We start from the raw sequence: 21,911 nt of genomic DNA, 5'->3' as shown, positions 1-21,911 counted from the left end.
GCTCAGGGCAGCGGTACCATGGCGCGCCGCATGATGTTGGCGTAGTAGCCCCAGAAAAGCCGCGCGGCCACGGAGCGCCATGGCGACCAGATTGTTGCCCGCTCCGCCAGCCATTTCGCTTCCGGCCTCACCTCCAGCGCAAGCGCATGAGCCACCGCCGATCTCAGCGCCACATCGCCAACCGGAAAAATATCCGGATGCCCGCCGCAGAACATCAGATAGACCTCCGCCGTCCACGGGCCGATACCGCGAAGCGCAACAAGCTCGGAAAGGGCCACACGCCCCTCCTTGCGCACCACGCCGTCAAGATCGATCTGCCCTTCCGTGACGGCGCGCGCCAGTCCTTCCAGTGTCGTCGCCTTGGCGCGCGAAAGGCCGAAAGTGGCGCGCAATTCCGCCGACGCGCCGAGATAATTTTCCGCCGTGACCGCGCCGCCGGTGCCGGCAAAAATACGCGCCCATATGGCATTGGCGCTGGCGCGCGACACCATCTGCGAGACGACGATATGGGCAAGGCCGGAAAAGCCGGGCTCATGAATGCGCAGTTCCAGCGGGCCGGCTTTTTCGATGACGAGGCCGAGAGCCGGATCGAGTTGGGCGAGATGCTCCAGCCCTTCGCTGATGTCGTCCATCCCGGTAATGATTTTCATGTCCGTCATTCCATATGCCGCCAGCCGGCTGGTAGGGTGCTTTAAAACATGGCAGAAGAAACCATGCCTTCGCCTCTCCGTCAAAAACCGGTTTACCGTTTTGCGCCAAGCCCCAATGGCCTTCTGCATCTCGGCCACGCGCTTTCCGCCTTCCTGAACCACGATATGGCGCGAGACAATGGCGGCCGCTTTCTGCTTCGCATCGAGGATATCGACCAGACGCGCTGCACCCCGGAGCTGGAACAGGCGATCTATGACGATCTTGGCTGGCTGGGTCTCGACTGGGAGAAACCGGTGCGGCGGCAATCGGAGCATTTCGAAGAGTACCGCGTGGCGCTGGACAGGCTGATCGAGGCAGGACTTGCTTACCCTGCTTTTCTAAGCCGTGGAGAAACCAGGGCGATCGTTCGTACTTTCGAGGCGGAGGGCGGGCTCTGGCCCCGCGATCCCGATGGCGCGCCGCTTTACCCGGCCATCGACCGGGAGAGGCCAAGGGCGGAGCGGGATGTGCTGCTCGCCTCCGGCCGTCCGCACGCCTGGCGGCTCGACATGGAAAAGGCGATCCGCGCCGCCGGCATCCCTCTATTCTGGGAAGAGAGCGGCGACGGCGAGACGGGGCAGATCGAGGCCCTGCCAGCGCTTTGGGGCGATGTGGTGCTGTCGCGCTCCGACGCGCCTTCAAGCTATCATCTTTCCGTTGTGGTGGATGACGCGTTGCAGGGCATCACCCATGTGGTGCGCGGCATGGATCTCTATCACGCCACCGCCATTCACCGGCTGTTGCAACACCTGCTGAACCTGCCGCAGCCGGCCTATCGCCATCACCGGCTGATCCTGGGCGCGGACGGGCGCAAGCTCTCGAAAAGCGAAGGCAGCACCGGGCTTTCCGCCCTTCGTTCGGAAGGTGCTGCGCCCTCAGATATCCGCCGGCTTGTCGGTCTCGTCTAGTACCTGCCCGCGGCGCGCGCCGTTGCCACCGATATTGCGGCGGATGATCTGGCGGACCTTGTATTTCATCAGCGCGGCATTCACCTCAGCCCCCAGCATGAAGATGACGCCGACCATATAAAGAAACACCAGCACCACCATCACCGAGGCGAGACCGGCATAGGTGGCGGCATAATTGGCGAAGGTGGAGAGATAATAGGCGAAGATCGCGGCCCCGATGACCCAGAAGATCATCGTCAGGAGAATGCCCGGCCAGACATCCCAGATGCGGCGCTTGCCGGCCGGAAGCCACAGATGCGCCGCCACCAGCCCCGCCGTCAGCACGACGATGGTGCCATAAAGACCGAGGCTGGAGATGGTGTTCAGCACATCCGTCAGCCACGGAAACCGCTGCTCGGCAAAAGATGTGGCGACCGGCACGGCGACCAGTACGATGCTGATGCCGGCAAAGACCACGACGGCGATAAGCACATAAAGCAGGCTGAGCAGGCGGGTGACATACCACCAGCGCGTTTCGGTAACACGATAGGCGCGGTTCAATGAAATGCGCAACGCCTCGACACCATTGGACGCAAAATAGGCCGCCGCCAGCACCGAAATCGTCAGCAGCCCGCCGCGCGGAATGGTCAGCACCTGCTGCACCTGCGCCGCCAGCGGCCCGGCAATCGCCGCTGGCCAGGTGTCGAAAATCAGATGCACCGCCGTTTCGGAAAACTGGTCCGCCCCCAGAAAACCGGCAAGAGCCGTGCCGAAGATCAGGAACGGAAACAGGGCCAGCAGGATCGACAGCGCCATATGGCTCGCCATCGCCCAGCCGTCATCCTCGGCGAAATGGGAATAGGCATCGAAGGCAACCTTGCCTGCCAGGCGCACTGCGGCAACCATGTCACCTCCATTCATCGGCATTTCATTTGTAACTTCGAGCCGAATATGGGAAATCAGCTTCGCTTTGTACAGCGCGCAAGCTGGCCTTTCGGTTCCAGAAGGGCACGGATTTCGCGCGATCGGATTTTAACGGGCCGGGCAATCGGGCCAGAGCAACAGTCGGTTTCCCGGAGCGGCAAATGTCTGAAAAACCCGTCATCATCATCACCGGATGCTCCTCGGGCATCGGCGCCCATTGCGCCGGCGCGCTCCACCGGGACGGCTGGCGGGTTTTCGCCACCGTGCGGCGCATCGCCGACATGGCGGCGCTTGAAAACCAGGGCATCGAGACCCTGATCATGGATTACACCAAGCCGGAAACCATCGCCGCGCTGGTGGACACCGTCGCAGCCCGGACCGGCGGCCGCATCGATGCGCTTTTCAACAACGGCGCCTATGGCCAGCCGGGCGCGGTGGAGGATTTGCCTGTCGAGGCGCTGCGGGCGCAGTTCGAAACCAATGTCTTCGGCTGGCACGATCTGACACGGCGGGTCATTCCCTTCATGCGCGCCCGGGGTGCGGGGCGCATCGTGAATTGCTCCTCCATCCTCGGCCTTGTGCCTTATCGCTATCGCGGCGCTTACACCGCCTCGAAATTCGCCCTTGAGGGGCTGGGCGTCACGCTGCGCATGGAGCTTCAGGGCAGCGGCATCCATGTCAGCCTGATCGAACCGGGGCCGATCACCTCGAAATTCACCGCGACGGCGCTTGCCCATATCAACGAGCACATCGATCTCGAAAATTCCGCCCATGCGGCGGAATATAAACGCCAGCTGGCGCGCATGGATGGTTCCGGCCCCGTCAACCGCCACAAGCTCGGCCCGGACGCCGTTTATGCCGTGTTGAAACATGCCCTGACCGCCAAAAGGCCGAAACCGCATTATCCCGTTACCGTGCCCGCCAAACAGGGGCTTGTGCTGAAACGGCTCTTGCCTGCCGGACTTTTCTATCGTCTGCTGCGCAGATTCGATTGAGGAGGAGTAATACCGCATGTCCGGCTTCACCACCGTTCTGGCCCTTATCTTCATGGGCCTCGTCGTCATCGTGCTGATACGCGGCCTCTTCAACATGCTGAAGGGACAGGACGCCAACCGCTCCAACAAGCTGATGCAGCTTCGCCTGCTTTTGCAGGCCGTGGCGATTGTGCTGATCATGTTCACCCTCTGGCTCACCGGCGGTGGCCGCTGACATGGTGAAGCTGAACAAGATCTACACTCGTACCGGCGACAAGGGCACCACGGCGCTGGTTTCCGGCCCGCGCCGCCTGAAACACGATCTTCGCGTCGAGGCCTATGGCACGGTGGATGAGACCAATTCGGCCATCGGTGTCGCACGGCTTCATACGGGCGGGATGGAAAAGCTGGATGCCATGCTCTTCCGCATCCAGAACGATCTTTTCGATCTCGGCGCCGATCTCGCCACGCCGGACAGCGGCGAACCGCTTTCCTACGAGCCGCTGCGCATCGTCGAAAGCCAGGTCACGCGGCTGGAAAACGAAATCGACGATCTCAATGCCGCCCTTGAACCGCTGACCTCTTTCGTGCTGCCGGGCGGCAGTGCTGCGGCGGCCAGCCTGCATATGGCGCGCACCGTCTGCAGGCGCGCGGAAAGACTGATGGTGGAACTTTCCGTCACTGAGAATGAGATCGTCAGCCCGGCGGCGCTGAAATATGCCAACCGCCTGTCCGACTTCCTGTTCGTCGCCGCCCGCTTCGCCAATGATGCCGGCAAGGCCGATATATTGTGGGTTCCCGGCAAGAACCGCTAAAGCGTTTCAATGACGCAACCAAAGGGCGTTCGATGTTCATACCGCTGCACGATGCGAATTCCCTCAAACATATCCGGCTGCAATATGTCACAATCGGCCTGATCGCGGTCAATGTGCTGGTCTGGCTGTTTACCGGGGTGCTGGCCAGCGACACGCAGGCCAATGCCGCAGCCCTCGGCCTCGGTTTCATTCCGGCAGTGGTGTTCGACTACGCCTATCTGGAACCCGCCCTGCAGGTCGTGCCTGATGACCTGACCGTTGTCACCTATGCTTTCCTGCATCTCGATTTCTGGCATCTCGCCGGCAACATGCTGTTTCTCTGGGTCTTCGGCGACAATGTCGAGGATGCGCTCGGCCATTTCCGTTTTCTGATTTTCTACATCGTTTGCGCCATCGCCGGGGCGCTGTTTCACGGTTTCGTCGCCCCCACCTCCGAAGGGCCGCTGATCGGCGCTTCGGGTGCGGTTTCGGGCGTCGTCGCGGCCTATTTCCTGCTGCATCCCAGGGTGCGCGTCTGGGTGCTGGTTCTCATGCGCATTCCGCTTCCTTTGCCCGCCTTCATTCCGCTGGCGCTGTGGATCGGCCAGCAGTTCCTGATGCTGGCGCTCGGGCTCGAGGAAAACGTTTCCTGGGGCGCGCATGTGGGTGGCATCATGGCGGGCGCAATCATGGTGATTTTCATGCGCAGGCGGGGCGTTCCCCTGTTTGACCGCACCATTGTTCCGCCGAGGGCGGCGCAGTTCAAGAATCCGTCGCAAACGGCGGGGTTGTCGCAAATCGAACGGGGCTATGACGGGAGCAGATGAGCTCTTGTGAAAGAGATAGAGTATTTACGTGAACGTCAACGTAAGATATGCCTTACGTGCATGTGATAATGAAGATTGCTCCGTTGTAATTGCGGGAAAAATGCTTATCCATGTCGCCAACCTGTTTTTGGAGGTCCGCGCGGTCAACTGGCCAAAGCGGACAGGAGTTTGAGGAAAGCCGCCGATGAAAATCCTTGTCCCCGTTAAACGAGTCGTCGATTACAACGTGAAGATCCGCGTGAAAGCCGATGGTTCTGGCGTTGAGCTTGCCAATGTGAAAATGTCGATGAACCCGTTCGACGAAATCTCGGTGGAAGAGGCGCTGCGCCTGAAGGAAGCCGGCAAGGCCGAAGAGGTTGTGGTCGTCTCCATCGGCCCGGCCAAAGCGGAAGAAACGCTGCGCACCGCGCTCGCGATGGGCGCCGACCGCGCCATCCTGATCGAGACCGATGAAACGGTTGAGCCGCTCGCCGTCGCCAAGCTTCTGAAGGGCGTGGCGGAAGCCGAACAGCCTGGCCTCGTCATCGTCGGCAAGCAGGCAATCGATGACGATTCGAACCAGACCGGCCAGATGCTGGCCGCATTGCTCGGCTGGGGCCAGGGCACCTTTGCCTCCAAGGTCGTGCCCGCAGATGGCAAGGTCGCAGTCACCCGTGAAGTCGATGGCGGTTTGCAGACGGTGGAGCTGAAGCTTCCCGCCGTGGTCACCACCGATCTTCGTCTCAATGAGCCGCGTTATGCATCGCTGCCGAACATCATGAAGGCGAAGAAGAAGCCGCTCGACAAAAAGGCGCCGGCCGATTTCGGCGTCGATGTTTCGCCGCGCCTGAAGGTGCTGAAGACCGAAGAGCCGGCAGGCCGCAAGGCCGGCATCAAGGTCGGCTCGGTTGCCGAGCTGGTCGAAAAGCTCAAAGCCGACGGCGTCCTCTAAGGTTTCGGAAAAGGGAGATATTCTTATGGCCATTCTTCTTCTGGCAGAACACGACAACGCAACCCTTTCCGACCTGACGGCAAAGACGCTGACGGCGGCAACGCAAATCGGCGGCGACGTCCATGTGCTGGTCGCTGGCTCAGGCGCCAAGGGTGCCGCCGACGCTGCCGCGAAACTCTCCGGCGTATCCAAGGTGCTGCTCGCCGACGACGCGTCCTATGCCAATGCGCTGGCAGAACCGCTGGCGGCGCTGATCGTCTCGCTCGCCCCTTCTTATGACGTCATCATCGCCCCGGCCACCGCCTCGGCCAAGAACGTGACGCCGCGCGTGGCCGCCCTTCTCGATGTTGCGCAGGTCTCGGAAATCATCGAAGTTGTCAGCCCTGACACCTTCAAGCGGCCGATCTATGCCGGTAACGCCATCCAGACGGTGCAGGCGACCGATGCGAAGAAGGTCATCACCGTGCGTCCAACCGCCTTTGCAGCAGCGGCCGAAGGCGGTTCGGCAGCGGTTGAAACCATCGGCGCGGCCGCAAACCCCGGCCTTTCCAGCTTCGTTTCCGATGCTCTGGCCTCGTCCGACCGTCCGGAACTGACATCGGCCAAGATCATCATCTCGGGTGGCCGCGCGCTCGGCTCTTCGGAGAAGTTCAAGGAAGTCATCCTTCCCGTCGCCGACAAGCTGGGTGCTGCCGTTGGCGCCAGCCGTGCGGCTGTCGATGCCGGTTATGCGCCGAACGACTGGCAGGTTGGCCAGACCGGCAAGGTGGTTGCGCCGCAGCTTTATATCGCTGCGGGCATCTCGGGTGCCATCCAGCATCTGGCCGGCATGAAGGACTCGAAGGTCATCGTTGCCATCAACAAGGACGAGGAAGCGCCGATCTTCCAGGTGGCTGACTACGGCCTCGTCGCCGATCTGTTCGAGGCGCTGCCGGAACTCGAAAAATCGCTGTAATTTAAGCATAAATTGGAGGCGGCGCGTTTTTTAAACGCGCCGCCTTCTCTTTTTCGGCGATATGCGTAACATCGCCGGCAATAACGCAGACAAAATCCCTGAGAGGAGACCAGCCTATGACCGCCCCCTTTAAGAACATCGGTGTCATCGGAGCCGGTCAAATGGGATGCGGCATTGCGCATGTCTCCGCAATTGCCGGCTACAAGGTCCATATCTACGATCTTTCCAAGGAAGGCATCGAGGCCGGTCTTGCCACGATCAACGGCAATCTCGCCCGCCAGGTCACCAACGGCAAGCTTTCCGACGACGCCCGCAAGCAGGCGCTGGCGCTCATCAGCGGCTCGACCGACATCAACGATCTGGCAGCCATGGACCTCGTCATCGAGGCCGCGACGGAAAACGAAGAGATCAAGCGCAAGATTTATGCGCAGGTCTGCCCGATCCTGAAGCCCGAGGCGCTGCTCGCCACCAATACCTCGTCCCTCTCCATCACCCGGCTTGCATCCGCCACCGACCGTCCCGAACAGTTCATGGGCATTCACTTCATGAATCCGGTGCCGGTCATGAAGCTGGTGGAACTGGTGCGCGGCATCGCCACCAATGAAAAGACCTTCGATGCGGCAAAGGATTATGTGCGGACGCTGGAAAAGGCGATCACCGTCGCCGAGGATTTCCCGGCCTTCATCGTCAACCGCATCCTGCTGCCGATGATCAACGAGGCAATCTATACGCTTTATGAGGGCGTCGGCTCGGTGGAAGCCATCGACACCGCCATGCGGCTCGGCGCGAACCACCCGATGGGACCGCTGCAGCTTGCCGATTTCATCGGTCTCGACACCTGTTTGTCAATCATGCAGGTGCTGCATGACGGCCTCTCCGACAGCAAATACCGCCCCTGCCCGCTGCTGGTCAAATATGTCGAGGCCGGCTGGCTCGGCCGCAAATCAGGCCGCGGCTTCTACGATTATCGCGGCGAGACGCCGGTTCCGACGCGCTGACCGAATGCCGGATGAGGGAGGGAAAACCCTCCCGCACGGATTTAAAAATTATTTAGCCTTCACCGCCGATACCAGCGCCTTGGCATCCTCGCTGTCCCACGCCGCCGGACCGTTCATGGCCGCAAGCAGGCAGCCGTTTTCGTCCAGCAGCAGGGTTGCCGGCAGGCCGAAGGCGAGACCTTCCTTTTTCAGAACGTTGAAGACGCCCATGGAACTGTCGCGGTAGTGCTTCAGGGCATCGATCTTGTATTCATCCATGAAGGCTTTCGGTTTTTCATCCGCGCCGGTATCGATGTTGACGGCCACGACCTCGAAAGCGTTACCGCCCTTTTCCTTTTCAAGCGCGTTCAGAGCCGGCATCTCTTCGCGGCAGGGCACGCACCATGTGGCCCAGAGGTTGAGAAGAACCGCCTTACCCTTGAGATCGGCAAGCGTCATATCCTGCGCCTGCGGCCCCTTGAAGGAGAGGGGAATGATGCGCGGCGTGTCCGTGGCCGACATGGCCGCCACCTGCCCCTTCAGAAACGGCTTCAGCGAGGCGATGCGGTTCGCCGCCCCCTCACATAAACCGGCGTCAGTCACCGCTGCCCCTTGAACCGGGCTCTCAGACCCAATATGCCTGAACCAGACCGCGCCCGCGCCGCTTAAGACACCGGCAACGGCAGCAATTGCAACCAATTTGGCGGAAGGAAGCCTGAACGGCCTTTTTTCTGTCATCGAATACTCCAGGGCACTGCGAACATGGCTGACGGCACAGATCAGAAATCCTCCAACCAGATGTGGGGCGGACGCTTCGCTTCCGGGCCATCTGCCATCATGGAAGAAATAAATGCCTCCATCGGCTTCGACAAGAAGCTTTACGCCCAGGATATCCGCGGCTCTATGGCGCATGCCGCCATGCTGGCATCTAAAGGCATTATTTCGCCGGAAGATAAAGACAAGATCACCGATGGCCTGAACACGATCCTGTCAGAGATCGAATCCGGCAGATTCGAATTCTCGCGCAAGCTCGAAGACATTCACATGAACATCGAAGCGCGGCTTGCGACGCTGATCGGCCCCGCCGCCGGCCGCCTGCACACCGCCCGCTCGCGCAACGACCAGGTGGCGCTCGATTTCCGCCTGTGGGTCAAGGAAGAACTGCAGAAGACCGAGGGTATGCTGACGGCCCTCATCGCCGCCTTCCTCGACCGCGCCGAAGAAAATGCCGATACGGTCATGCCTGGCTTCACCCATTTGCAGACAGCGCAGCCCGTCACCTTCGGCCATCATTGCATGGCCTATGTTGAAATGTTCGGCCGTGACCGCGCCCGCGTGCGCCACGCCATCGAGCATATGGATGAAAGCCCGATCGGCGCGGCCGCACTCGCCGGCACCGGCTATCCCATCGACCGCCACATGACGGCCACGGCGCTCGGTTTCCGCGAGCCGACCCGCAACTCCATCGACACCGTCTCCGACCGCGATTTCGCGCTGGAATTCCTGTCTATCGCTTCCATCTGCGCGACGCACCTGTCGCGTCTCGCCGAAGAAATCGTCATCTGGTCGACGCCGCAATTCGGCTTTATCCGCCTGTCGGATGCCTTCTCCACCGGCTCCTCGATCATGCCGCAGAAGAAGAACCCTGATGCCGCCGAGCTGGTGCGCGCCAAGACCGGCCGCATCAACGGCTCGCTGATCGCTCTTCTGACAGTGATGAAGGGCCTGCCGCTCGCCTATTCCAAGGACATGCAGGAAGACAAGGAACAGGTTTTCGATGCCGCCGAGAGCCTGGAACTGGCGATTGCCGCCATGACCGGCATGATCCGCGACCTTGAAGTGCGCAAGGACCGCATGCGCGCCGCCGCCGGTTCAGGCTATTCCACCGCTACCGATCTTGCCGACTGGCTGGTGCGCGAAGCGGGCCTGCCCTTCCGCGATGCCCACCACGTGACCGGCAATGCCGTGGCGCTGGCGGAGAAGAAGGGCTGCGATCTTGCCGATCTTTCGCTGGAGGAATTGCAGGCCATCCACCCCGGCATCACCAAGGGCGTTTTCGACGTTCTTTCCGTCGAGGCATCGGTCGCCAGCCGCGTGAGCTTCGGCGGCACGGCCCCTTCCGAAGTGAAGAAGCAGATCGCCTGGTGGCGCGGACGCAACTGATAAAATCGCGTTACGCTGTGATCACAAGAAACAGGGTGCACAAGCGCCCTGTTTTTCGTTATCAGAGAGGCACATATTTCCTTTGGACAGGCCCATGCTTTCAAAAACCGCGCGCAAACTCATCGTTCCCATCGGCATGACGCTCGCCGTCAGCCTTGTTCTCAGCGCCTGCGGGCGTAAGGGCGACATCGACCCGCCGAGCACGCCGGTCGAAATGCGCAACAAGCGCAATGCCGACGGAACGGAGACAAAGCCGGCGACGGCGGAACGGCCGTTCATTCTCGACAAGCTTCTCTGACGGATAAAAGCCTGTGAACCATTTTGGCTATATCGACGGCGTGCTGCACGCCGAAAACGTGCCTGTGCCCGAGATCGCCAAGGCGGTCGGCACGCCATTCTACATCTATTCGACCGCGACGCTGGAGCGCCATTACAAGGTGTTTTCCGGAGCTTTTGCGGATGTGGACGCCATGGTCTGTTACGCCATGAAGGCCAATTCCAATCAGGCGGTTTTGAAGACGCTGGCAAAGCTCGGCGCGGGCATCGACGTCGTCTCGGGCGGCGAATTGCGCCGCGCACTCGCAGCCGGCGTTCCGGCAAGCCGCATCATGTTTTCCGGCGTTGGCAAGACGGTTGCGGAAATGGATTATGCGCTGGAAGCTGGCATCTACTGTTTCAACATCGAATCCGAGCCGGAACTGGAAGTCCTCAACCTGCGCGCCGTGAAAGTCGGCAAGCGGGCGCATGTCTCCTTCCGTATCAATCCGGATGTCGATGCGCGCACCCACGCCAAGATTTCCACCGGCAAGAAAGAGAACAAGTTCGGCATTTCCTATGAGCGCGCCCGCGCGGTCTATGCCCATGCCGCCACCTTACCGGGCATCGAAGTGACCGGCATCGACATGCATATCGGCAGCCAGATCACCGAATTGCAGCCTTTCGAGGATGCTTTCCGGCTGCTGCGCGAACTTGTCGAGGCGCTGCGCACTGACGGCCACACGATCAGCCACGTCGATATTGGCGGCGGTCTTGGCATCCCCTATCGCGATGACAATAATCCGCCGCCGCTGCCGGATGCCTATGCGCATATCGTCAAGAACGAACTGAAGAGCCTCAACTGCAAGATCGTCACCGAGCCCGGCCGCCTGATTGTCGGCAATGCCGGCATTCTGGTGACGGAGGTGATTTATGTGAAGGACGGCGGCGAAAAGACCTTCGTAATCGTCGACGGCGCGATGAACGACCTCATCCGCCCGACGCTTTATGAGGCCTATCATGGCATCCGCCCGGTGGTGCAGCCGGCAGAGAACACGCCACGCATCAAGGCCGATATCGTCGGCCCCGTTTGCGAGACCGGCGACTATCTGGCGCTCGACCGCGAGATGGCTGCGCCGCAGCCGGGCGACCTGATCGCCGTCAGTTCCGCAGGTGCTTACGGCGCGGTGCAGGCCGGCACCTACAACTCGCGCCTGCTGGTGCCGGAAGTGCTGGTGAAGGAAGACAAGTTCCACGTCATCCGTCCGCGCGGCACCTATGAAGAGCTGATCGCGCTCGATTCCGTGCCCGCCTGGCTCGATTGATCTCGCCTGCATCGCCGGTTGGTCGATCACAATCAAGCGAAGCTGCCTAAAAAATGGGGGTGAGGGCTTGGGTGCCCTCGTCTTCGCCACAAAGAATGTTATCCTTGCTCCGTGACATGAAACAGCTCGCCGTTCCGGGAATGGCGTTCGACGTGGCCAGAACCGGGAGAACGGATTGATGACCACAGCCGGAGAGGACAGGACAGGCAGAAAGCGCCCGACCGGCGCGTTCGCGCAGCGGCCGGACCTTGCCCGCCGGGTTGCCGCCAAGCGCTTCTTCGCTAAAATCGTACTGCTTTCGGAAAAAATTGCGCCGAAAACGCTGTGGCCGCTCTCCATCGCCGCCGTGTTTCTGGCGCTTGCCTGGTTCGGTCTTTACCGGCAGATGCCGGATTTCCTGCGGCTCGGCGTTGTTTTCGTGCTTGTTTTCAGTTTCATCGCCACGCTTTTGCCAATCCTGCGGCTGAAATGGCCGACGGATAATGATGCCTCCCGCCTGCTTGAAGACCGCAACGGTCTCGCGCACCAGCCGGTTGGCGTGCAGGAGGACGAACCGGCCTTCGACACGCCTTTTTCCCGAACGCTGTGGAAAGAACATCAGATCCGCATGGCGGAGCGCATCGCCGCGCTGAATGCCGGCCTGCCGAAACCCGATATCGCCCGTTATGACCGTCTGGCGCTGCGCGCCGTCCCCGCCCTTCTTGTGGCCGCCGCCTTCGGTTTCTCCTATTCCAACGGCGCGGGCACGATTGCCGATGCCTTCCGCAGCCGACCGGCTGTCGGTCCGCTCAATCCGGATATCCGTCTCGATGCCTGGGTCACGCCGCCATCCTATACCGGCCGCGCGCCGATTTTCCTGACCGGACGCGATGCAACCAACCGTGATGCGGTTTCCGTGCCGCAATCCTCCAAGCTGACGATCCGCATGACCGGCGGCGATGGCGGCGAGGAAGTGACCTTCGAGCCTGAAATGGCGGGCGCGCTGCAAAAGCTTGCGCCGGAAGCGGCACGTGCCGACAGCGCAAGCGGCGATGTCGCCGTTCAAACGCCGGTTCGTTCGGCGGATCAGCCCGTCGCGCCGCGCACTTTCGCTTTGGATGTTACCGAGAGTGGCATGATCACCGCGAATGGCGAACAATGGGTGTTCAACGTCATTCCCGACCAGCCGCCCAGCATCGCCTTCGACAACATGCCGCGACGCGCAGTCAATGGCGCGCTGGAAGTGGGCTTTACCGCCAAGGACGATTATGGGCTGAAGGAAGCCCACGCCATCATCGAGCCGATTGGCGTTGCGGAAGGTGCGACCGCGCTTTATCCGCCGCCGGAATTCAAGCTCGATCTGCCGCGGCAGAACAATCGCGAGATCAAGGGCCTGACCAGCCGCAACCTGACCGAACATCCGATGGCGGGAAAACGCGTGCGCATCACGCTGGTGGCGACGGACGGCGCCGGCCAGACCGGCCGCAGCCCCGCGCATGAAATGGTGCTGCCGGGCCGCAATTTCTCCGAACCGCTGGCAGCCTCCATTGCCGAGCAGCGGCAGATCTTCTCGCTCGATACGCGCCAGATGCCGAAGGCGATTGCCTATAACGAGGCGGTCGGTCTGCGCCCGGAAGAGACCATTCCCAACACCACGCATTATCTCCTGTTGCAGTCGGCGCAGACCCGCATGCGCCTCGCCTATAATGAGGAAATGCTGAAGGATACGGCCGATTACCTCTGGGAGATCGCGCTCGGCATCGAGGATGGCGATCTTTCACAGGCCGAAAGGCGCCTGCGCGATGCGCAGACTGCGCTTTCCGAAGCGCTTCAGCGCAATGCCTCCGACGAGGAAATCGCCAAGCTGATGCAGGAACTGCGCGAGGCCATGCAGCAGTTCATGAGCGAGCTTGCCCAGCGCATGCAGAATGCGCCGCAGGCCAACATGAACCAGCAGACGCAGAACGTGTTGCGCCAGCGCGATCTGGAAAACATGATGAACCAGATCGAGAACCTCGCCCGCTCCGGTAATCGCGACGCCGCGCAGGAAATGCTCTCGCAGCTACAGCGCATGATGAACAATCTGCAGGCGGGCCGCCCGCAGCGTCAGGGCCAGCAGGGGCAGCAGCAGAGCAGCAAGATGCGCCAGCAGATCGACAAGCTGGGCGAAATCCTGCAACAGCAGCAGAAGCTGATGGATGAGACCTTCAAGCTGGATCAGGCGCTGCGCGACCGGATGCAGCGCGGCGACCCGCAACAGGGCGGCGAAGGCGAAAACGACCAGCAGATGGGCGAAAACGGCCAGCAGCCGCAGCAGGGTCAGCAAGGCGAACAGGGTCAAAATGGTCAGCAGGGCGGACAACAGCCGAGCGACCAGATGACCGCTGAACAGCTACGCGAGGCGCTGAAAAACCTGCGGGCGCAGCAGGATGCGCTCGGCAAGCAGCTCGGCGAATTGCAGCATGGCCTTCGCGATCTCGGTATGGAACCAGGCGAAAACTTCGGCAAGGCGCAACAGGAAATGCAAGGCGCCGGCGAGGCGCTGGGCAAGGGCCAGGGCGAACAGGCTGTCGAAGGACAGGGCAATGCGTTGAATGCGCTGCGGCAGGGCGCACAGGACATGATGGGCCAGATCATGCAGGCCATGCGCCAGCAGGGCCAGCAGCCGGGGCAAGGTCAGGAGGGCATGGCGGGCCAGGGCGGCCAGAACGGCCGTGATCCGCTTGGCCGTCCGCGCAGCACCACCGGCCCGGATTTCGGCGATCAGGTGAAGGTGCCGGACGAAATCGACGTGCAGCGCGCCCGCGAAATCCTCGAGGCGATCCGCGACAAGCTCGGCAACAATCCGCCGGGCGAGGTGGAGCGGCGTTATCTGGAGCGGTTGCTGGATATTCGGTGAGGGTTCGCACAGGTAATGGTGCGCCTCGTCACATCCTGTTTCAGAAGCTAAAGTTTCCGTCATGCCGGACTTGATCCGGCATCCAGCAGACGCGCGTCTGCGCGGCGGAAAGAGTTCTTTCAGCCCAAGGACTTGGGCTGGCTGGATTCCGGCTCAAGGCCGGAATGACGGAGGCAGGAACTGCGCTGAGCCAGGGGGCTGATCAACAAAAAAGGCGGCCCGACGGCCGCCCTTTAATCTCTGCAATCCTGTAGCTCAGGCCGCAAGCGCCCGCGCCACGGCCTTGCGAATATCGGGAAGCGCAAAGGGTTTGGAAACCACGTCCACAATCTTCGTCGCCAGATCGTCAGCCCGTTCGCGCTGCTCGGCATAACCCGTCATCAGCAAAATGCGCATGGCCGGGAAGCGTTCGGCGGCGCGGTGCGCCAGCTCGATGCCATCCATGACCGGCATGCGGATATCCGAGAGAAGAAGATCGAAACTGGTTTCCTGAAGCTTTTCCAGCCCCTGCTCGCCATCCGCCGCCTCATGGGTCTCGTGACCGTCGAGACGCAGCGCGCGAGCGACGAAAGCCCGCAATGCATCCTCGTCTTCGGTAATCAGAATCTTCGCCATTACTCATTGCTCCTGGGCATCATTTCCAGCCGTGAGCAACATCGCAGGCTCCTCTTTTCAAGAGGTAAACACCCAGCCCTTCGCTGGGTGAATGGTTAATGAGGCGTCTCCGTCCTGTGCCGTTCCGGCACGGCAGATATGCTCAGGCGTCGCCGGTCACGACGCCGACAAAGGGCAGTTCGCGGAAGGCATAAGCGACATCCATGCCGTAACCCACGACGAAATAATCCGGACATTCGAAACCGACATAATCGGCCTCCAGATTTTCCTTGCGCTTGACCTTCTTGTCGAGCAGCACGGCGATGGTGACGTTGCGGGCGCCACGCTCGTAAAGCAGTTCCTTGGCGAAACGCAGCGTGCGGCCGGATTCGAGAATATCGTCGATCAGGAGGACATCGCGGTCCTTCACGTCGCTGTCGATATCCTTGACGATCCTGACGCCTTGCGAAACCGTGCCGGTGCCATAGCTCGAAAGCGTGATGAACTCGACTTCAGGGGCAAGGCCGCTGTCATGCAGCGCGCGGATAAGATCGGCCGCGAAAATGAACGATCCCTTGAGCACGGCAATGACCAGTAAATCCTTGGTCGGGCCGCTGGCGATGTGCTTGGCCATGTCGCGATTGCGCTCGGCGATCTGCTCGGCGGTATAAAGCGGCTCGATGTTTTTTCCACGGACGACGGGCATTCTTACTCCTGTGCTGCGCCTTGCCGATTTTACCTTTCAGTAAAAATACGAAGACCACGCGTTAGCACAATCAGCGTTCGGACGCACCCGCCTCGACGAAGGAAAGCTTGATCTCAGGCGTTTTTCCACCGGGATGGCGCAACTTTGCCGAAAAACCGTGGCTGAAACCGGGCTGCATCTCCTTCACCGGCGGTTCGATGACCATGCTGGCCACCAGTTGTCCCTTGGCGGCGAAGAGATCGGCGCGGAGGGCCGGCACCTCTTCGAGATTGCCGCCATTGTTTTCGACAATGCCGTTGATGAGCAGAGTATCCATGCCATCCGCCTCCATCGGGGTCACGGTGACATGGGAAATGGCGAGCGGGTTCACCGAAGCGGCAACAGCCGGCTTTTCAGGCACGACCACCGAAAGACCGCCCGAACAGACGAAGACGAAAATCGCAAGCCCCGCCACTAGCGCCGAATAGGCATCCGCCGAAAGACGGGACAATCTACGGTCCAGCCAGCCGATGAAAGCGAGGCCGAGCACACCGATGGTGACGGGTGGTTTTGCCGCCTGCCGGCGCGCAGCACCGCGATTGTCGTTTCCGTGTTGCCGCGAACGGTTTTCCTTGATGGTGACAAATTCCGCGTCTACCACATCGCGGTCGGGATTTGCCGCCCGCGCCGTGCGGCGCACCGGCGTTTCCGGCATCAGGAGGTCGAAATCGAATGCCGCTTGCCGGCGAGATGAACGGAACATAGCCATAGAATTCCCTGGGTGAGGTTTTCCGGCCCGCAAAACTGGGCATTGCAACGAATCCTGCCAAGTTTTAAGTTTAATTGGTTAATGCTTCGCAAAAACGGCTCGCACAGGCTGCCGGATCCGGGTTAAACCCCGACATCCGAACCCCACGCGCCGGCGGCTTGCGAACCACCACGAAACGAAGAGACTGGAAGTCCGTTGATCCATTTCGAAAATGTCGGGTTGCGTTACGGCATGGGACCCGAGATCCTGAGGGACATGACCTTCGATATCCCCAAGGGTTCGTTCCAGTTTCTGACCGGCCCGTCGGGCGCCGGCAAGACGACGCTGCTCCGCCTGCTTTTAATGTCGCTGCAGCCGACACGCGGCAATATCCGCATGTTCAACCGCGATGTGTCGCGCATTCCGCGCAGCGAGTTGCCGATGCTGCGCCGCCGCGTCGGCATCGTATTTCAGGATTTCCGGCTGCTCGATCATCTGACGACCTATGAGAACGTCGCCCTGCCGCTGCGTGTGCGCGGCAAGGAAGAGAGCGCCTATCGCAACGATGTGATCGAGCTGCTGAAGTGGGTGGGGCTCGGCGAACGCATCAATGTGTTGCCGGCCATTCTTTCCGGCGGGGAAAAGCAGCGCGCCGCCATTGCCCGCGCCTTGATGGACCAGCCCGAAATACTGCTTGCCGACGAGCCGACCGGCAACGTCGATCCGCCGATGGCCAAGCGCCTTCTCAACCTGTTTCTGGAACTCAACCGGCTGGGCACGGCCGTCGTCATCGCCACCCATGATTTCGGCCTGATGGACCAGATCGATGCGCGCCGAATGATCCTGACCGAAGGGCGGCTCGACATCTATGAATGAGATCAACCGCAAACAATTGAAGCCGGAAACGGCGCAGCCGAAGCGCCCGCCCATGCGCATTCGCCCGATGGCGCCCATCCTGCCGCCCTCCAATATTCAGGGCAATGCGCTGATGGTGGTCATCGCCATCATGGCCTTTCTCGCCTGCCTGACGCTGGGCGCCGTCTCCATGGTGCGCGCCACCGCCGCCACCTGGCAGAGCCAGATTTCCCGTGAGATCACCATCCAGATCAAGCCCGAGGACGGGCTGGATATGGATGCGGCGCTGAATAAGGCGCGCAACCTGGCGCTCACCTTCGTCGGCACGCGGGATGGCACCATCCTCGACGATGCGGCGACATCGCGCCTTTTGGAGCCTTGGCTCGGCAGCGGTCTCGATCTTTCCGAATTGCCGGTGCCGCGTCTCGTCGTCATCACCATCGACGAAAACAATCCGCCCGATTTCCAGGCGATGCGCGATATGCTGAAGGCGGAGATTCCGCAGGCGTTTCTGGACGACCACCGCACCTGGGTCGACAGGCTGGTCTCCATGGCCAGAACCACCGTTATGATTGGGGTCGGCGTTCTTATCCTCGTCTTCACCGCCATGGTGCTGACGGTGGTGTTTGCGACGCGCGGCGCGCTTTCCGGCAACCGGCATATCGTCGAGGTGCTGCACTTCGTTGGCGCGGAAAGCAGTTTTGTAGCGCGCGAATTCCAGAAACATTTCCTGAAGATCAGTCTCAAGGGGGCGGCGGCGGGCAGCGCCCTGGCCGCGGCGGTTTTCCTTGTCGCCGGTTTCTGGCAATCGAGCACGGTCGCCACGCCGCAGAGCGATCAGGCGAGCGCGCTTTTCGGCTCGTTTTCGGTCGGTCTCGGCGGCTATTTCGGCATTGCCATGACGATGATCATCATCGCGCTTTTGACCACCATTACGGCCCGCGTGACCGTCATCCGCACCATCGACGATATCGACCGCGTCCGCTCCGATCCATCGAAAAGTGACGGTCTTGCATCGTGAGAACACCCCGGAATCCTGCGGTGAGACTGAAAGCGTCACAAGCCGGATGTAACCTGCAGACGGTGGACAAAAATGCCTGTTCCTTGCCTTAATCGGCGAGTATTCAGGAGGAATGTTTGTGAGTCGGATGGACCAGGATCAGGCGACAGCGCGACCGGCCAGAAAGGGCCTGTTGTCGCGGCGCGGTCCTCTGCGCCGTTTTATTCGCGCCATCATCCTGCTTTGCGTCATTGTGCTCGGCGCATTTTCCGGCGGTTTCCTGTGGTTTGCCGATTCCGTCGCCTCCATGCGTCCGCCGGAGGGGGCAAGAGGCGATGCCATCATCGTGCTTACCGGCGGTTATCAGCGCATCGAACAGGCGGTCGGCCTGCTGAGAGACGGCGTGGGCAAGCGGCTTCTGATTTCCGGCGTCAACCCGGCCACCACCCGCTCGCAGATCCGCAAGATGACGCAAGGGTCATCCGACATGTTTTCCTGCTGCGTGGATATGGGCTACAAGGCGATAGACACAATCGGCAACGCCAGTGAGGCGGCAAGCTGGATACGCGACCACAATTATTCCTCCATCGTCGTCGTCACCAATAATTATCACATGCATCGCAGCCTGCATGAATTGCGCAGCGCCAGCCCGCAGACGCAATTCATCGCCTATCCCGTCATCAGCGCCGATCTTGCCCGCACCAACTGGTTCGTGGAGCCGGATGTGGTGAGAACCATGCTTTACGAATATCTGAAGTTCGTGGCGGCAGCGGGACGCGACCTCACCGGCTTCGGCAAGGGTGACGGTCTGCGCAAGGCCGCCGCCGATCATTCCCGGATAAAGACGACAAGCGCTTCTTCCTGACCGGCGAGAACGCGCTTGCTGCGGCCCCTTGTTTTCGTGTAGGCGTCTGGCATCGGCATCCGGCATCGAGACCTGTCCAGGGCTTCGGAACGGCTGCGCTCCGGGAAGGCTGTTGATGCTCAAGCTGCGCTCTTTTCTTTTCAATACGCTGTTTTATCTCAACCTGATTGTCCGCATGATCGTGCTGACGCCGATCTATTTCATCCTGCCGCGCAAGATCGCCTATGAAATTCCCAAGAACTGGGCGCGATCCAACCACTGGCTGATGAAGACCATCGTCGGCACCACCTTCGAAGTCGAAGGGCTGGAAAACATTCCCGAAACCGGCTGCATCTTCGCACCCAAGCACCAGTCCTTCTGGGACACCTATGCTCTGCTGCCCAATCTTCCCGATCCGGTCTATATTCTGAAGCGCGAGCTTTTGTGGATTCCGCTGTTCGGCTGGTACGCCATGAAACAGCGCATGATCCCGGTCAACCGCGCCGCACGCGGCAAGGTGATGCTGAAGGTGATGGAGCGGGCGAAAGAGGAAATGGCCGCCGGCCGCGAACTCATCATTTATCCCGAGGGCACGCGCCGCCCACCGGGGGCCGAACCCGAATATCGCTACGGCATCGCAAGGCTTTACCGCGATCTGCAGGTTCCGGTCATTCCCGTCGCCATGCATCCCGGCCTCTTCTGGCCGCGCCGTTCCACCATGCGCTATCCCGGCCATTTCAAGGTGCGTATCCTGCCGGCCATCGAGCCGGGGCTCGACCCCGATGTGTTTTTCAAGCGCCTGATCGATGTAACGGAAAAGGCGAGCGACGAGTTGCTGCTGGAAACCGTGCGCAACAACCCGCATTTGCCGCTGCCGCCGACCGCCGTGAAGCGGATCGCCGAACTTCAGGGCAAGGAAACCGCCGCCGGCTGAGCGGCGAGCGCGCCGACATTTTTGGCGATGCTCTCCAACAAGGAATCGCGAATGCCCATCTCCTGCAGGTGCTGCACGGTGTTGAAGACATAATCCGTATTCGGCCCGGACCGGCCCGATGCGGCTGCGACGATGGTCGCCGATTCGGCAACGCCGAGACCGCCGATATATTGTTCATGCGCGGGATCGGCCACATAGGTTACGGCGCTGCTGCGCCTGCCATCGGAAAGCGCGATGGAAACCAGCCGCTCCTTATAGACATTCGTCACCAGTTCGCGCTCGCGCAGATAGATCATGACCGGGTCGCGGTCCTGTCCGCGCACGCGGAAAGCGACGCCAAGGCAGGAGCCGCCGCGCTCCAGGCCGAGAACGAGACCGGGCTTTTCTTCGGTGCCTCTATAAAAGTTGGAACTGATACAAAGCGAGCGCCGATACCCGTGCAGCCGCGCCTGCTGCCGCTCTTCAAAGGCGAAGCCGGGGTTCCACATCAACGAACCGTAGCCAAAGACCCAAAAATCGTCCATATCCCAAGCCAAATCGAAATTGTCTGAAGTCTGTTCATCGGAGATCAATATGGCAGCGTCAAGCCAATCCGGCACCGCCAAAAAATTCCTCTGGCTCGCCATCGCCATCCTCGTGGTCATCGGACTTTATACCGCCGGGTGGTTTTACGCTGCCGACAGGCTGAAGCGGACGGTTCTGAACGTCATTGCCCCCTCGCAGGCCCGCAGCGTCAGCGGCGAATGCGGCGATATCGCCTTCAAGGGTTATCCCTTCCGCATCGGCCTCTTCTGCTCCAGAGTGACGGTGGATGACAAGGAGAACGGTGTTTCCGCTTCCTTCGGCGAACTTCGCTCGGCAGCGCAGGTCTATAATCCCGGCCACATCGTCTGGGAACTCGATTCGCCGGCGGAAATCCGTTCCGCCCATGGCCTGACAATTTCGGCCGCCTGGCAGAACATGCAGTCCAGCATCGTCACCAAGTTGAAGGGCATCGACCGCAGCTCGCTCGTCATCGACGGGCTGAAGGCACAGGCGGTTTCTTCCGTCACCGGCCAGACCATCGATTTCGATGCAGTCAAAACGGAAATGCATCTGCGCCAGAACGGCGCGGATCTCGACGGGGCCATCACGCTCACCGACTCCACAACCGTCATCAAGGACTGGCCGCAGCTTCTGCCGCGCCTCAACGCCATCGCCGATGTCACCCTTGCCGGCAAGGCGGGCATGGTGGATGGCAGCGACAGTTCGGGCCTGTATGGCGCGAGCGGCGAGCTTCGCCGGCTGGTGGCCGATATTGGCGAGGGCCGCACCATGCGCATCAGCGGCCCCTTCTCCTTCGACAATGAGGGCTATCTCTCCGGCCAGTTCAAGCTGGAAATCGAAAAGCTCGGCGCATGGTCGGACAATGCCAAGCAGGTCTTCCCGCAGCTGCAGTCCACCATCGATACGGCCCGCAAACTGCTCGGCGCGCTCGCCGGCGGCGGCGACCGGGCATCCGTCGATCTCGTTGTGGATCGTGGCCGCGCCACGGTCAGCGGCTTTATTCCGCTTGGGAGAATCCCGCCGATTTGACGTTTAGCCCCATATTCGACGTCATCCTCGGGCTTGTCCCACTACTGTCCGGTTTAAATTTGCGGCCATTGGAAGGCCATCTGGTTTTGGTTTGTG

24 protein-coding genes are annotated in these 21,911 nt (G+C 61.0%); 17 read left to right on the top strand and 7 right to left on the bottom strand.

All coding sequences use genetic code 11. The features are described 5' to 3' along the window. Positions 1 to 2 precede the first annotated feature (2 nt). Positions 3 to 659, bottom strand: coding sequence for a DNA-3-methyladenine glycosylase (locus tag BTE54_RS17560; protein WP_198939179.1), 657 nt, complete (start codon positions 657 to 659; stop codon positions 3 to 5). Positions 660 to 698: 39 nt separating this feature from the next. On the opposite strand from BTE54_RS17560, the gene gluQRS reads away from it, so the two are divergent. Further along, on the top strand, positions 699 to 1,598 hold the full coding sequence (gluQRS, locus tag BTE54_RS17555) for a tRNA glutamyl-Q(34) synthetase GluQRS (protein WP_078053343.1): 900 nt from the start codon (positions 699 to 701) through the stop codon (positions 1,596 to 1,598). On the opposite strand, the gene BTE54_RS17550 is transcribed toward gluQRS, so the two are convergent. Further along, the gene (locus BTE54_RS17550; protein ID WP_078053512.1) at positions 1,566 to 2,483 is read right to left on the bottom strand and encodes a YihY/virulence factor BrkB family protein; all 918 of its coding nucleotides are present in this window, start codon (positions 2,481 to 2,483) and stop codon (positions 1,566 to 1,568) included. The two genes, gluQRS and BTE54_RS17550, sit on opposite strands and share 33 nt — an antisense overlap. 179 nt (positions 2,484 to 2,662) lie before the next feature. Between BTE54_RS17550 and BTE54_RS17545 the strand changes: the two genes are divergently transcribed. The 7 genes from BTE54_RS17545 to BTE54_RS17515 all read left to right on the top strand — a co-directional run bounded on the left by BTE54_RS17545 (position 2,663) and on the right by BTE54_RS17515 (position 7,980). Continuing rightward, positions 2,663 to 3,496 carry an SDR family oxidoreductase gene (locus BTE54_RS17545; protein WP_078053342.1) on the top strand — a complete coding sequence of 278 codons (834 nt, stop codon included), beginning with the start codon at positions 2,663 to 2,665 and terminating at the stop codon, positions 3,494 to 3,496. Positions 3,497 to 3,512: 16 nt separating this feature from the next. Continuing rightward, complete coding sequence (locus BTE54_RS17540) at positions 3,513 to 3,710, top strand: twin transmembrane helix small protein (protein WP_065657065.1); 198 nt, start codon at positions 3,513 to 3,515, stop codon at positions 3,708 to 3,710. A 1-nt stretch (position 3,711) separates the two neighbouring features. After that, the gene (locus BTE54_RS17535) at positions 3,712 to 4,290 is read left to right on the top strand and encodes a cob(I)yrinic acid a,c-diamide adenosyltransferase (RefSeq protein WP_020813416.1); all 579 of its coding nucleotides are present in this window, start codon (positions 3,712 to 3,714) and stop codon (positions 4,288 to 4,290) included. A gap of 32 nt (positions 4,291 to 4,322) precedes the next feature. Beyond that, positions 4,323 to 5,096 carry a rhomboid family intramembrane serine protease gene (locus BTE54_RS17530; protein ID WP_078053511.1) on the top strand — a complete coding sequence of 258 codons (774 nt, stop codon included), beginning with the start codon at positions 4,323 to 4,325 and terminating at the stop codon, positions 5,094 to 5,096. A gap of 184 nt (positions 5,097 to 5,280) precedes the next feature. Next, entirely contained in the window at positions 5,281 to 6,027 is a 747-nt protein-coding gene (locus BTE54_RS17525; protein WP_022563006.1) for an electron transfer flavoprotein subunit beta/FixA family protein, read from the top strand. Positions 6,028 to 6,052: 25 nt separating this feature from the next. Continuing rightward, the gene (locus BTE54_RS17520) at positions 6,053 to 6,982 is read left to right on the top strand and encodes an electron transfer flavoprotein subunit alpha/FixB family protein (RefSeq protein WP_078053341.1); all 930 of its coding nucleotides are present in this window, start codon (positions 6,053 to 6,055) and stop codon (positions 6,980 to 6,982) included. 116 nt (positions 6,983 to 7,098) lie between these two features. Beyond that, positions 7,099 to 7,980, top strand: coding sequence for a 3-hydroxybutyryl-CoA dehydrogenase (locus tag BTE54_RS17515; RefSeq protein ID WP_003523331.1), 882 nt, complete (start codon positions 7,099 to 7,101; stop codon positions 7,978 to 7,980). A gap of 48 nt (positions 7,981 to 8,028) precedes the next feature. On the opposite strand, the gene BTE54_RS17510 is transcribed toward BTE54_RS17515, so the two are convergent. After that, complete coding sequence (locus tag BTE54_RS17510) at positions 8,029 to 8,697, bottom strand: TlpA disulfide reductase family protein (RefSeq protein WP_078053340.1); 669 nt, start codon at positions 8,695 to 8,697, stop codon at positions 8,029 to 8,031. 24 nt (positions 8,698 to 8,721) lie between these two features. Here BTE54_RS17510 and argH point away from each other — a divergent pair, with 24 nt between their 5' ends. From argH to BTE54_RS17490, 4 genes are all read left to right on the top strand, one after another. Then, positions 8,722 to 10,122, top strand: coding sequence for an argininosuccinate lyase (argH, locus tag BTE54_RS17505; protein WP_078053339.1), 1,401 nt, complete (start codon positions 8,722 to 8,724; stop codon positions 10,120 to 10,122). A gap of 94 nt (positions 10,123 to 10,216) precedes the next feature. Next, complete coding sequence (locus BTE54_RS17500; RefSeq protein ID WP_003497438.1) at positions 10,217 to 10,420, top strand: lipoprotein; 204 nt, start codon at positions 10,217 to 10,219, stop codon at positions 10,418 to 10,420. A 13-nt stretch (positions 10,421 to 10,433) separates the two neighbouring features. Beyond that, positions 10,434 to 11,702, top strand: coding sequence for a diaminopimelate decarboxylase (gene lysA, locus BTE54_RS17495; protein WP_078053337.1), 1,269 nt, complete (start codon positions 10,434 to 10,436; stop codon positions 11,700 to 11,702). A gap of 178 nt (positions 11,703 to 11,880) precedes the next feature. Further along, positions 11,881 to 14,580: a TIGR02302 family protein gene (locus tag BTE54_RS17490; RefSeq protein WP_078053336.1), complete on the top strand. Its 2,700-nt coding sequence runs from the start codon at positions 11,881 to 11,883 to the stop codon at positions 14,578 to 14,580. A gap of 255 nt (positions 14,581 to 14,835) precedes the next feature. Here the strand turns inward: BTE54_RS17490 and BTE54_RS17485 are convergent, their stop codons facing one another. From BTE54_RS17485 to BTE54_RS17475, 3 genes are all read right to left on the bottom strand, one after another. After that, a complete protein-coding gene (locus BTE54_RS17485) occupies positions 14,836 to 15,195 on the bottom strand; it encodes a response regulator (protein WP_046799828.1) in 360 nt (119 codons plus the stop codon). A gap of 142 nt (positions 15,196 to 15,337) precedes the next feature. Further along, the gene (gene hpt, locus BTE54_RS17480) at positions 15,338 to 15,880 is read right to left on the bottom strand and encodes a hypoxanthine phosphoribosyltransferase (protein ID WP_078053335.1); all 543 of its coding nucleotides are present in this window, start codon (positions 15,878 to 15,880) and stop codon (positions 15,338 to 15,340) included. Positions 15,881 to 15,950: 70 nt separating this feature from the next. Beyond that, complete coding sequence (locus tag BTE54_RS17475) at positions 15,951 to 16,622, bottom strand: hypothetical protein (RefSeq protein WP_078053334.1); 672 nt, start codon at positions 16,620 to 16,622, stop codon at positions 15,951 to 15,953. Positions 16,623 to 16,823: 201 nt separating this feature from the next. Here BTE54_RS17475 and ftsE point away from each other — a divergent pair, with 201 nt between their 5' ends. The 4 genes from ftsE to BTE54_RS17455 all read left to right on the top strand — a co-directional run bounded on the left by ftsE (position 16,824) and on the right by BTE54_RS17455 (position 20,240). Continuing rightward, the gene (gene ftsE / locus BTE54_RS17470; protein WP_003497447.1) at positions 16,824 to 17,483 is read left to right on the top strand and encodes a cell division ATP-binding protein FtsE; all 660 of its coding nucleotides are present in this window, start codon (positions 16,824 to 16,826) and stop codon (positions 17,481 to 17,483) included. Further along, positions 17,476 to 18,483, top strand: coding sequence for an ABC transporter permease (locus BTE54_RS17465; protein WP_078053333.1), 1,008 nt, complete (start codon positions 17,476 to 17,478; stop codon positions 18,481 to 18,483). The genes ftsE and BTE54_RS17465 overlap by 8 nt, the downstream gene beginning before the upstream one ends. 127 nt (positions 18,484 to 18,610) lie before the next feature. Beyond that, the gene (locus BTE54_RS17460; protein ID WP_174014332.1) at positions 18,611 to 19,327 is read left to right on the top strand and encodes a YdcF family protein; all 717 of its coding nucleotides are present in this window, start codon (positions 18,611 to 18,613) and stop codon (positions 19,325 to 19,327) included. Between the two features lie 115 nt (positions 19,328 to 19,442). Beyond that, positions 19,443 to 20,240 carry a 1-acyl-sn-glycerol-3-phosphate acyltransferase gene (locus BTE54_RS17455; protein ID WP_065657055.1) on the top strand — a complete coding sequence of 266 codons (798 nt, stop codon included), beginning with the start codon at positions 19,443 to 19,445 and terminating at the stop codon, positions 20,238 to 20,240. Here BTE54_RS17455 and BTE54_RS17450 read toward each other — a convergent pair. Next, positions 20,213 to 20,764, bottom strand: coding sequence for a gamma-glutamylcyclotransferase (locus BTE54_RS17450; RefSeq protein WP_065657279.1), 552 nt, complete (start codon positions 20,762 to 20,764; stop codon positions 20,213 to 20,215). The two genes, BTE54_RS17455 and BTE54_RS17450, sit on opposite strands and share 28 nt — an antisense overlap. A gap of 49 nt (positions 20,765 to 20,813) precedes the next feature. Here BTE54_RS17450 and BTE54_RS17445 point away from each other — a divergent pair, with 49 nt between their 5' ends. Next, a complete protein-coding gene (locus BTE54_RS17445) occupies positions 20,814 to 21,815 on the top strand; it encodes a DUF2125 domain-containing protein (protein ID WP_078053331.1) in 1,002 nt (333 codons plus the stop codon). Positions 21,816 to 21,911 lie beyond the last annotated feature (96 nt).

It is taken from the genome of Agrobacterium sp. YIC 4121 (assembly GCF_002008205.1).
Lineage (GTDB): Bacteria > Pseudomonadota > Alphaproteobacteria > Rhizobiales > Rhizobiaceae > Agrobacterium > Agrobacterium leguminum.
This window is presented reverse-complemented; position numbering and strand designations above follow the sequence as displayed.

What these genes read in the sequence shown, in the direction of transcription:
- BTE54_RS17520 (WP_078053341.1), top strand. Translation starts at nt 6,053, where the DNA reads ATGGCCATTCTTCTTCTGGCAGAACACGACAACGCAACCCTTTCCGAC.
- BTE54_RS17530 (WP_078053511.1), top strand. Translation starts at nt 4,323, where the DNA reads ATGTTCATACCGCTGCACGATGCGAATTCCCTCAAACATATCCGGCTG.
- BTE54_RS17535 (WP_020813416.1), top strand. Translation starts at nt 3,712, where the DNA reads ATGGTGAAGCTGAACAAGATCTACACTCGTACCGGCGACAAGGGCACC.
- BTE54_RS17450 (WP_065657279.1), bottom strand. Translation starts at nt 20,764, where the DNA reads ATGGACGATTTTTGGGTCTTTGGCTACGGTTCGTTGATGTGGAACCCC.
- BTE54_RS17485 (WP_046799828.1), bottom strand. Translation starts at nt 15,195, where the DNA reads ATGGCGAAGATTCTGATTACCGAAGACGAGGATGCATTGCGGGCTTTC.
- argH (WP_078053339.1), top strand. Translation starts at nt 8,722, where the DNA reads ATGGCTGACGGCACAGATCAGAAATCCTCCAACCAGATGTGGGGCGGA.
- BTE54_RS17460 (WP_174014332.1), top strand. Translation starts at nt 18,611, where the DNA reads ATGGACCAGGATCAGGCGACAGCGCGACCGGCCAGAAAGGGCCTGTTG.
- BTE54_RS17455 (WP_065657055.1), top strand. Translation starts at nt 19,443, where the DNA reads ATGCTCAAGCTGCGCTCTTTTCTTTTCAATACGCTGTTTTATCTCAAC.
- BTE54_RS17465 (WP_078053333.1), top strand. Translation starts at nt 17,476, where the DNA reads ATGAATGAGATCAACCGCAAACAATTGAAGCCGGAAACGGCGCAGCCG.
- hpt (WP_078053335.1), bottom strand. Translation starts at nt 15,880, where the DNA reads ATGCCCGTCGTCCGTGGAAAAAACATCGAGCCGCTTTATACCGCCGAG.
- BTE54_RS17515 (WP_003523331.1), top strand. Translation starts at nt 7,099, where the DNA reads ATGACCGCCCCCTTTAAGAACATCGGTGTCATCGGAGCCGGTCAAATG.
- BTE54_RS17475 (WP_078053334.1), bottom strand. Translation starts at nt 16,622, where the DNA reads ATGTTCCGTTCATCTCGCCGGCAAGCGGCATTCGATTTCGACCTCCTG.
- BTE54_RS17445 (WP_078053331.1), top strand. Translation starts at nt 20,814, where the DNA reads ATGGCAGCGTCAAGCCAATCCGGCACCGCCAAAAAATTCCTCTGGCTC.
- gluQRS (WP_078053343.1), top strand. Translation starts at nt 699, where the DNA reads ATGGCAGAAGAAACCATGCCTTCGCCTCTCCGTCAAAAACCGGTTTAC.
- BTE54_RS17545 (WP_078053342.1), top strand. Translation starts at nt 2,663, where the DNA reads ATGTCTGAAAAACCCGTCATCATCATCACCGGATGCTCCTCGGGCATC.
- BTE54_RS17510 (WP_078053340.1), bottom strand. Translation starts at nt 8,697, where the DNA reads ATGACAGAAAAAAGGCCGTTCAGGCTTCCTTCCGCCAAATTGGTTGCA.
- BTE54_RS17490 (WP_078053336.1), top strand. Translation starts at nt 11,881, where the DNA reads ATGACCACAGCCGGAGAGGACAGGACAGGCAGAAAGCGCCCGACCGGC.
- BTE54_RS17550 (WP_078053512.1), bottom strand. Translation starts at nt 2,483, where the DNA reads ATGGTTGCCGCAGTGCGCCTGGCAGGCAAGGTTGCCTTCGATGCCTAT.
- BTE54_RS17525 (WP_022563006.1), top strand. Translation starts at nt 5,281, where the DNA reads ATGAAAATCCTTGTCCCCGTTAAACGAGTCGTCGATTACAACGTGAAG.
- BTE54_RS17560 (WP_198939179.1), bottom strand. Translation starts at nt 659, where the DNA reads ATGACGGACATGAAAATCATTACCGGGATGGACGACATCAGCGAAGGG.
- BTE54_RS17500 (WP_003497438.1), top strand. Translation starts at nt 10,217, where the DNA reads ATGCTTTCAAAAACCGCGCGCAAACTCATCGTTCCCATCGGCATGACG.
- BTE54_RS17540 (WP_065657065.1), top strand. Translation starts at nt 3,513, where the DNA reads ATGTCCGGCTTCACCACCGTTCTGGCCCTTATCTTCATGGGCCTCGTC.